Origin of the sequence: Streptomyces sp. NPDC001941, from assembly GCF_040296945.1 — a bacterium.
Classification (GTDB): Bacteria; Actinomycetota; Actinomycetes; order Streptomycetales; family Streptomycetaceae; genus Streptomyces.
In genome coordinates, this window is the sequence record NZ_JBEOYE010000180.1 from 1 (window position 1) to 9189 (window position 9189).

A 9189-nucleotide genomic window follows, 5' to 3' on the forward strand; every position below is an offset into this window, starting at 1 on the left:
ACACCGCGCAGGCCGCGGCCCGCCCCCGGACGACCCGGCGGGAGGACGCGGCAGCGGCGGAGCGTGCCGGGGTGGTGGCCCGGGCCGTGCTGCGGCTCGACGCCGACGACGAGCCGCTGACCCCGGCCTGTCTGGCGGTCCTGCGCGACGGGCTGCCGCGCACCCGCACCGGGCCGCACGACGTGGTGGTCGTCGGCGCGGGCCCCTCGGGGCTGCTCGCCGCGCGCCTGCTGCGGCGCGCGGGACACCGGGTGACCGTCCTGGAGGCCAACGGCAACCGTGCCGGTGGGCGCGTCAAGACGTTCCGCAGCGGTGGCCACGAGCGCGCCGAGCAGCCCTTCTCCGACCCCGCCCAGTACGCCGAGGCGGGCGCCATGCGCCTGCCGGGCAACCATCCGCTGGTCATGGCGCTCATCGACGACCTCGGCCTGCGCAAGCAGCCGTTCAAGCTCGTCGTCGAGGACGCGCGCGGTCACGTCACGAACGACGGCTGGCTCCTGGTCAACGGCGTCCGGGTGCGGCAGAGCGCGTACGCCCGGGACCCGCGCGTCGTCAACAAGTCCTTCGGCGTGCCCGAGGAGTACTGGGACGTGCCCGCCGCGCGGATCGTGGCCGACGCCATGGACCCGGTGCGCGACGAGTTCAGCACGCGCGGGGCGGACGGGACCCGGAGGACCAAGCCGACCGCCGAGGCCGTCGCCGGGTGGACGCGGGTCGTCGAGGAGTTCGGCGAGTACTCCCTCTACCGGTTCCTGAGCGAGCACGTCGGCCTCGACGAGCGGACCATCGACCTGATCGGCACGCTGGAGAACCTCACCTCCAGGCTTCCGCTGTCCTTCCTGCACAGCTTCATCTCCACCTCGCTGATCAGCCCGTCCACCGCCTTCCACGAGCTGGCCGGGGGCACCGCGACCCTCATCGACGCCCTGCTGCGACCGGTGGCCGACCGGGTCAGGTTCGACCGCCGCGTGACGCGCATCGACTATGGGGCACCGGAGCCCGCACGGGGCCCGCAGCCGTCCGGACGGGCGGCCGACGCCGGGCGGATCCGGTTCGACACGGTCTCCGAGGGCCGCGAGGGACCGGTCGTACGGGAGCGGTTCACCGCCGACTACGCGATCCTCACCGTGCCCCTGCCCGCACTGCGCCACGTCCAGATCACGCCGCCGCTGCCCTACCCCAAGCGGCGCGGGATCATCGAGCTGCACTACGACGCGGCGACGAAGGTGCTCCTGGAGTTCAGCAGGCGCTGGTGGGAGTGGGACGAGGCGACCTGGCGGCGCGAGCTGGACGCCGTCGAGCCGGGGCTGTACGCGGCCTACCGCGAGGGCGGGGCCGACGTGGAGAACACCGGCAGGCTGCTGGGCGCCCACCCCTCCGTACCGCACGGGCACATCTCCGACGGCCAGCGCACGTACTACGCCGCCTACCGCTGGGTCGAGCGCGACCAGCCGGAGGCCTCGCGCACCTTCGGCGGCGGGTCCAAGGCCGACAACACCAACCGGTTCATGTTCCACCCCTCCCACCCCGTGCCGGGCAGCCGGGGCGGGGTCGTCCTCGCGTCGTACAGCTGGACCGACGACGCGGTGCGCTGGGACTGCATGGACGACGACGACCGCTACCCCCGCGCCCTGCGCGGGCTCCAGGAGGTGTACGGGCAGCGCATCGAGGTGTTCTACACCGGCGCCGGGCAGACCCAGAGCTGGCTGCGCGACCCGTACGCCTACGGCGAGGCGTCCGTGCTCCTGCCTGGGCAGCACACCGAGCTGTTCCCCGACCTCGGCACCCCGCACGGCCCCCTGCACTTCGCCGGTGACCACACCTCGCTGAAGCCCGCCTGGATCGAGGGGGCGCTGGAGTCGGCGGTGCGCGTCGCGCTGGAGGTGAACGCGGCTCCCCGCACCTGAGGCGCGGGGAGCCGGGGGGCAGTGCGCGGGCCGCGCGGGCGCCCGCTCAGAGCCTGGCCAGCAGCGCCGCCCGGTCCACCTTGCCCGTGCTGGTGAGGGGCAGTTCGTCGAGGGCCACGATGCGGCCGGGGATCATGTACGAGGGCAGCAGGTCCCGCAGGGCGCGTACGATCTCGGGCTTGCGCAGCGGCGCGGCCGTCGGCACGTAGAACGCGGCCAGGCTGCGGCCGCTGCGGCCCATCGGCGCCACCACCGACGCGGCACGGACGCCCGGGCACTGCAGGAACGCGCTCTGCACCTCGCCGAGTTCGATGCGGTACCCGCGCACCTTGACCTGGTCGTCGAGGCGGCCGAGGAACTCCACCTCGCCGTCCGGCAGCCAGCGCGCGCGGTCCCCCGTGCGGTACATGCGCTCGCCGGGGTGCCGGGCCCCCGGGTCGGGCAGGAACTTGGCCGCGGTGAGACGGGGCGCTCCTGCGTAGCCCATGGCCACGCAGGTGCCGGCGATGTACAGGTCGCCCTCCTCGCCGATCGGGCAGGGGCGCAGCCGGGCGTCGAGCACGTAGTAGCGGACGTTCTGCATGGGCTTGCCGTACGGGATGCTCGGCCAGGCGGGGTCGACCTCGCCCACCCGGTAGTCACTGGACCACACGGTGGTCTCCGTGGTCCCGCCCTGCGCCACGACCTGGGCGTTCGGGAACGCCTCGCGGATCTGGTCGGGGAGCGGCACCGGGATCCAGTCCCCGCTGAGCATGACCAGGCGCAGCGTGTCGCGGCCCGCGGGCTCCCGGGCCTGGGCGAAGGGGACGGCCATGGCCAGGAGGGCGGGCGCGGAGTTCCAGATGGTGATGCCCTCCTGTTCGAGGACGTCCACCAGGGCGTCCGGCTCCGCCAGTTCGGCCGTGGAGGCCAGGCGCAGGGTGCCGCCCGCGGCCAGCGTGCCGAAGATGTCGTAGACGGACAGGTCGAAGCAGAAGGACACCACGAAGAGGAGCTTGTCGGCGGGGCCGACGCCGCAGGTGCGGTTGACCCAGTCGACCAGGTTGACGGCCGAGCGGTGGGTGACGACGACGCCCTTGGGCGCGCCGGTCGAGCCGGACGTGAAGATCGTGTACGCGGCGTCGTCGGCCGTCGGGTCGGTGGTGAGGGGCTCGGCCGGCCGCAGCGCGACGTGGTGGCCGGTCCACAGCGGCTCGCGGGCGTGCGCCGCGCGGCCGTGGGAGTCGCGGGAGGGTACGGCGCGCAGGACGGCGTCGTAGCGCTCGGCCAGTTCGCCCGCGAAGTCCCCGGCCTCGCGGCGGTGGACGCTCGCGCGGGACAGGGCGGGCAGGAGTTCGGGGAGCCGTTCGACGTAGCGGGGCGGTACCCGCAGGCCGGGGTGGGTGCCCGCGCCGGGGTCGAGGAGGTCGGCGAGGACGATGACGCCGTCGTCGGCGAGCAGTCCGGCGAGGCCGTCGAGGACGCCGGTCAGGTGGTCGAGGTCCGGCAGGAACTGCACGGTGCTGGCCAGTACGACGACGTCGAAGGGGCCGCTCACCCGCTCGGCGACCTCGTGGGCGAAGCACACCACGCCCTCCACCGCGCCCCCTGCGCGGGCGCCGGTCTCCTCACTGCGGGCCACGGACACCGGCGAGGCGTCGACGGCGACGTAGCGGGACGACGAGGGGGCCAGGGCCTCGACGATCAGCCCGGAGCCGCAGCCGACCTCGAGGACCGCGGGGCGTTCGACCGGCGTGGCGGCCCGGACGAGCCGCGCCACGTGGTCCTGGTAGCCGCGCACGTCGTCGGCGGTGTAGGGACGCTCCGCGTCGCGGCGCGTGTTGAAGCCCGCGGCTTCGAGCGGGTCGGGGGAGCCGGACAGGTGGTCGAAGAGGTCGGCGATCCGCTCGCGCCGGAAGGTGGCCGCCCAGGAGTGCTCCTCGGGGATGTCGGGGCACAGCACGTGCCGGAGCGAGGGCACCTCCCAGCGGAACTCCTGCACGGCGGGCAGGGAGGCCCGGTCCGTCACCACGGTCGTCACCCCGAGCTGGTCGAGCAGCCCGACCGCGCGGGAGGCGGGCCAGGCCGGGTCGAGCGGCACGTAGGCGGCTCCCGCCTTGACGATCGCGAGGACGGCGACGAGCGCCGGGGCGTCGCGCGTGCCGTAGACGCCGACGGTGGAGCCGCGTCCGGTGCCCAGCTCGCGCAGCAGGTGCGCCAACCGGTCGGTGAGGCGGTCCAGTTCGCCGTGGGTGAGGACCCGTTTGTCGCAGGTGACGATCGCGGGGTGGTCCGGGTCGCGCCGTGCGGCCTCGGCGACCAGGGCGGGAAGCGTGGCGTCGTCGCGGAACGGTCGTGCGGTGTCGTTCCACGCGCTCCAGGGGGCGTCCTGCACGGACGCGGGCCGGGCGCTCACAGGGCCGGGGCCCGGTAGGCCTCGTGGGCCGCCAGGGCGGCGGTCAGCTCGTTCACCGTCGGGTGCTCGAAGAACAGCCGCAGGGGCAGCCGCGCGCCCAGCAGGGCCCCGAGGGCGGCCATGACCTCGGCGACCAGCAGGGAGTCCCCGCCCGCCTCGAAGAAGTCCTCGTCGTCGCCGAACTCGTCGTGCTCCAGCACCTCGGCCCACTGCTCCCGCACCCGGGCGCGCAGCGGTCCCAGGTCCGGGCCCTCGTCCCCGGCGTGGTCCGTACGCGCTGCCCCGACCGATCCGAAATCGTCCACCGTGTCTCCCGCGTCGCGTCTGGGTGCCCTGCCGGCCCAACCGGCTCCCGCCACCCGGGCGGCGGCGGCCAGGGGCCGCGGCCGGGACGGGCGGGAGGACCGGACGCCAGTCTCGCGGCGGCCGTCGGCACGCACCGGAGAATCTTTCAGAGGTCATTCAGGATCGGCGGCCGCGGGCCGCGGTGACTGGTCATCCTCACGTACATGGCAACGAACACGAAAAGCCGCTGGTTCGTCGGCGTCCCCCACGAAGGCCCGAGGGACTACGCGCTGTACGCCTTCCCGCACGCGGGCGCCGGGGTGACCACGGTGCGCAAGCTGTGCGTCGAACTCTCCGGTGCCTTCGAGTCCTTCGCGGTGCGCCTGCCGGGCCGGGAGTCCCGGCTCGGCGAGCCGCTGGAGACCGTGCTGCCCGACCTGGCCGACAAGCTCGCCGCCGAGATGCGCCCGCACGCGCAGGGGCGTCCGGTGGTGCTGTACGGGCACTGCGCGGGCGCGACGCTCGCCTTCGAGGTGGCCCGGCGGCTGGGCCCGGCCCTGGTGCGGGCGCTGGTGGTCTCCTCGCACCCGGCCCCGGGCAGCGTCCGCCGCGAGCCCACGTGGGCGCTGCCGCGACGGGAGTTCCTCCAGCAGGTCGTCAAGGACGGCTACCTCCCGGCCCAGTTGCTGGCGAACGAGGAGCTGCTCGACATCGTCGAGCCCGCGCTGCGCGCCGACTACGAACTCCTGGAGAGCCACGAGCTGGGGCTGTACGAGCGCGGGGGCGCCGCGCCCGTCGCGGTGCCCACGGTCGCGGTGTACGGCCTGGACGACCACACGGTCGGACCCGCCCAGATCGACGCCTGGGGGGCGCTCACCACCGGCCCGTTCCGGGTGGTGTCGCTGCCGGGCGACCACGACCTGCCGAGCAGCGCCCCGGCGGACCTGGCGGCGGCGGTCCGCGAGGCCGTCGCGGCACTCGCCCCGGCGACCGGGGCCTGACGGGCGCCCGCACGCCCCGCCCCCTCCGGACACCCCTTCCCGACCGACCGAAAGGCTCACGGAGCATGGCGCCCCTCACGTACGCGCACGAGCGCAGCTGGTCCAGCGAGCAGCGGGAGGAGGTCGAGGCCGCCCTCCTGGCGCGGGACACCGTGGCGCACGCCGCCGTGGTCGCCCGCGAGGACCGGCCCGGGGAGCCGCGCCTGGTGGCGTACGTGGTGCCCCGGGTGCCCCGGGCGGACGTGAGCAGGCACGTGGAGAAGTGGCGCGCCGTCTACGACTCGATGTACGGCGCCACGGACCCGGGGAGCGTGGACACCGGTGGCGTCGAGGACGACTTCACCGGCTGGAACAGTTCGTACACCCGCGAGCCCATCCCCCTGGAGCAGATGCGCGCGTGGCGTGCGTCCGCCGTGGCGCGGGTGCGCGGGCTGGGGGCGCGCCGCGTCCTGGAGGTCGGGGTCGGCTCGGGCCTCCTGCTCGGGCCGCTGGCCCCGGAGTGCCAGGAGTACTGGGGCACCGACTTCTCCGGGCCGGTCATCGAGCGCCTCGCCCGCCAGGTCGCCTCGGACCCGCGGCTCCGCGACCGGGTGGCGCTGCGGTGCCTGCCCGCCGACGCCGACGAGGGGCTGCCCACAGGGCACTTCGACACGGTGGTCCTCAACTCGGTGGTGCAGTACTTCCCCGACGCCGGCTACCTCTCGGCCGTCCTGGAGGTCGCCCTCGCCCGGCTGGCCCCCGGCGGGCGGATCGTCCTCGGCGACGTGCGCAACCTGGGCACCCTGCGGCAGTTCCTGACGGCCGTGCAGTACGCCCAGCGCCCGGACGGCGACCCGGCGGCGATCCGTACGGCAGTGGCGCGCGCCCTGGCCGGTGAGAGCGAACTCTGCCTGGACCCGGGCTTCTTCGCGGAGTGGGCCGGTGCCCACCGCGACGTCGCGGCCGTGGACGTACGGCTCAAGCCCGGCGCGGACGGCAACGAACTCACACGCCACCGCTATGAAGTCGTCCTGCACAAGCGCGGGACCGGGGCCGCGCACGTCGTGGACGTCTCGCGCGTCCCGACCGTCGTCTGGGGCACGGACGTGGCCGACGTGGCCGGCCTGGAGGACGAACTGGCGCGCCACGAGGGCGGGTTCAGGGTGAGCCGGATCCCGAACGGGAGGCTGGCGCGCGAGGCGGCCGAGTGCGGGGTGCCCGCCACGGGCGGCGAGACCTCGCTCGACCCGGCCGTGCTGGAGTCCTGGAGCGCGCAGCACGGCCGCACCGTCCTGTGCACCTGGTCCGCGGAGGCGCCCGGCTGGTTCGAGGCCGTGTTCGTGCCCGCCGACGGCACGGGCCGGTACGGCGGCGTGTACCGGCCGCTGGACACCCGGGCCCGGGCACTCGCCAACGTACCGGTGGCCTCCCGCAAGGCGTCCAGGCTGCCGGGAGCCCTGCGCCGGGACCTGGCCGACGAACTGCCCGCGCACCTGGTGCCGGACGACGTCGTGGTCCTCGCGCGCCTGCCGCTGGACGCGCGGGGCGGGGTCGACCGCGCCGCGCTCCCCGCACCGGAACGGACCGATGGTGAACAGCGACGGTGACCACGAGGGAGAGGACATGGCAGTGAACCCGTTCGACGACGAGGACGGCGCGTTCCACGTCGTCGTCAACGACGAGCAGCAGCACGCGCTGTGGCCCGCGTTCGCCGACGTGCCCGCCGGCTGGCGGGTCGTGGCAGGGCTCACGGACCGGGCGGCGGCCCTGGCCTACGTCGAGGAGCACTGGCTCGACCTGCGGCCCCGCGTCCTGCGCGGGACGGCGCCCGTGGGCTGAGGCGACACCGGCCGGGCCGTCCTGCCCGTACGGACGACCGACGCCCCTCCCCCGGGACTCGACCGGGACGCGTCCGGGGCCCGTCCGCGCCGAGAGGCCCATGGACTTTCGTGGACGGACCGGGATGCACGCGGGACGTACAGGGAGGCTGTGCTGTGGGCGGTCGAAACTCCGACGTCGTCTTCGTCCGATGGCCGGCGCAGGCCGAGCTGCGCACCCGCTGCCGCAGGGAGGGCACGCCCCGGCTGCTCGTCGTGGAGGCGGGCGCGCAGCCGCCGATCAGCAACGACCCGGTCGAGGACTGGGTGCGCCCGCCCGTCTCCCGGGACGACCTGTACGCGCGGGTCGCGGTCCTCCAGAACCGCTTCGACAGCAACCGGGTGCCGACGATCGACTCGACCGGGACCGTGGCCTTCGGCGTCCACTCCCTCACCGTCTCCAGCACGCAGGCCGAGCTGATGCGGCTCCTCATCGACCGGTTCGGCGACGTGGTGCACCGCACCGAGTTCGAGCGGGGCGCGGCCCGGCAGGCGCTGACGCTGAACCGCAACTCCCTCGACCTGCACATCATGCGGCTGCGCCGCCGGCTCCAGCCCCTCGACCTGTCCATCAGGACCGTGTGGGGGCGCGGCTACATGCTGGAGCACGCCGCCACCGCCGAGGCGCCCCGGCCGGCGAACACCGCCGGGGTCTGACCGGCGCGGACCCGGAGCGCCACCACCGTGGCACCGGCACCACCGACCGGCACGGCAACCCTCCGGCGCCGGGCGGCACTTGGCAGTGACCAGGGACCAACCGACCACTCGACACCGGAGATCACCTTGGACACCTTGACGACCAGCAGCCTCTACGAGGTCGGGGACCTGCCCCCGCTCGGGACCGTGCCGCGTTCCATGTACGCGTCGGTCATCCGCCCGGACCGGTACGGCGCTCCGGCCACGGCCTTCCGCACGGAGGTCGTCGACGTGCCCGAGGTCCCGCCCGGCTTCGTCCTCGTCGCCATCATGGCGGCGGGCGTCAACTACAACAACGTCTGGGCCGCCAAGGGCCACCCGGTCGACGTCGTGGGGGCGCGCCAACGACAGGGCGCCCAGGAGGACTTCCACGTGGGCGGGTCCGACGCCTCCGGGATCGTCTGGAAGGTGGGGGCGGGCGTCAAGCAGGTGAAGGTGGGCGACGAGGTCATCGTCTCGGCCGGCCTGTGGGACCGGGACGACCCCGACGTCATGCTCGGCGTGGACCCGATGCTCGCGTCCTCCCTCCAGGCGTGGGGCTACGAGTCGAACTGGGGCTCCTTCGCGCAGTTCGCGCTGGCCGCCGACTTCCAGTGCCTGCCCCGGCCCGCCCGGCTCGGCTGGGCCGAGTCCTCGGCGTTCCTGCTCACCGGCGCGACGGCCTACCGCCAGCTGAACGGCTGGGCCCCGCACACGGTCCAGCCCGGTGACCCGGTCCTGATCTGGGGCGGCTCCGGCGGCCTGGGCTCGATGGCGATCTCGCTGACGCGGCAGCTGGGCGGCCGCCCGATCGCCGTCGTGTCCACCCCGGAGAAGGCCAAGTACTGCCTCGACGCCGGGGCCGTCGGCGTGATCGACCGGACGAAGTACGACCACTGGGGGCGCGTGCCGGAGACCGGCACCGCGGAGTACAAGCGGTGGACGGCCGGGGTGAGGGCCTTCGGGCGCGAGATCTGGGCATCCACGTCGAGGGCGACCTCGGACCGGTGGCGGAGGCCCTGACGGCCATGGGCGAGTGCGAGTACGTGGTGATGACCGCGGGCTCCTTC

At 74.6% G+C, this 9189-nt stretch carries 7 protein-coding genes and 1 pseudogene; 6 read left to right on the forward strand and 2 right to left on the reverse strand.

Going from position 1 to position 9189, the window contains the following annotated elements; translation table 11 throughout:
- Positions 1-1907: flavin monoamine oxidase family protein (locus ABT160_RS45560; RefSeq protein ID WP_351655944.1), on the forward strand; the 1907-nt coding region annotated here is incomplete at its 5' end.
- A 46-nt stretch (positions 1908-1953) separates the two neighbouring features.
- Here ABT160_RS45560 and ABT160_RS45565 read toward each other — a convergent pair.
- Positions 1954-4302, reverse strand: a complete 2349-nt coding sequence (locus ABT160_RS45565) for an amino acid adenylation domain-containing protein (RefSeq protein WP_351655947.1) — start codon at positions 4300-4302, stop codon at positions 1954-1956.
- Entirely contained in the window at positions 4299-4607 is a 309-nt protein-coding gene (locus tag ABT160_RS45570; protein ID WP_351655949.1) for an acyl carrier protein, read from the reverse strand. The genes ABT160_RS45565 and ABT160_RS45570 overlap by 4 nt, the downstream gene beginning before the upstream one ends.
- A 204-nt stretch (positions 4608-4811) precedes the next feature.
- Here ABT160_RS45570 and ABT160_RS45575 point away from each other — a divergent pair, with 204 nt between their 5' ends.
- The 5 genes and pseudogenes from ABT160_RS45575 to ABT160_RS45595 form a co-directional block, all read left to right on the forward strand.
- Positions 4812-5588, forward strand: coding sequence for a thioesterase II family protein (locus tag ABT160_RS45575; protein ID WP_351655951.1), 777 nt, complete (start codon positions 4812-4814; stop codon positions 5586-5588).
- 65 nt (positions 5589-5653) lie between these two features.
- A complete protein-coding gene (locus ABT160_RS45580; RefSeq protein WP_351655954.1) occupies positions 5654-7174 on the forward strand; it encodes a methyltransferase in 1521 nt (506 codons plus the stop codon).
- Positions 7175-7190: 16 nt separating this feature from the next.
- Complete coding sequence (locus ABT160_RS45585) at positions 7191-7406, forward strand: MbtH family protein (RefSeq protein ID WP_351655956.1); 216 nt, start codon at positions 7191-7193, stop codon at positions 7404-7406.
- Between the two features lie 155 nt (positions 7407-7561).
- A complete protein-coding gene (locus tag ABT160_RS45590) occupies positions 7562-8101 on the forward strand; it encodes a helix-turn-helix domain-containing protein (RefSeq protein WP_351655959.1) in 540 nt (179 codons plus the stop codon).
- Between the two features lie 198 nt (positions 8102-8299).
- Positions 8300-8737, forward strand: a pseudogene (locus ABT160_RS45595) (alcohol dehydrogenase catalytic domain-containing protein); the annotation flags it as partial.
- Positions 8738-9189: the final 452 nt, after the last annotated feature.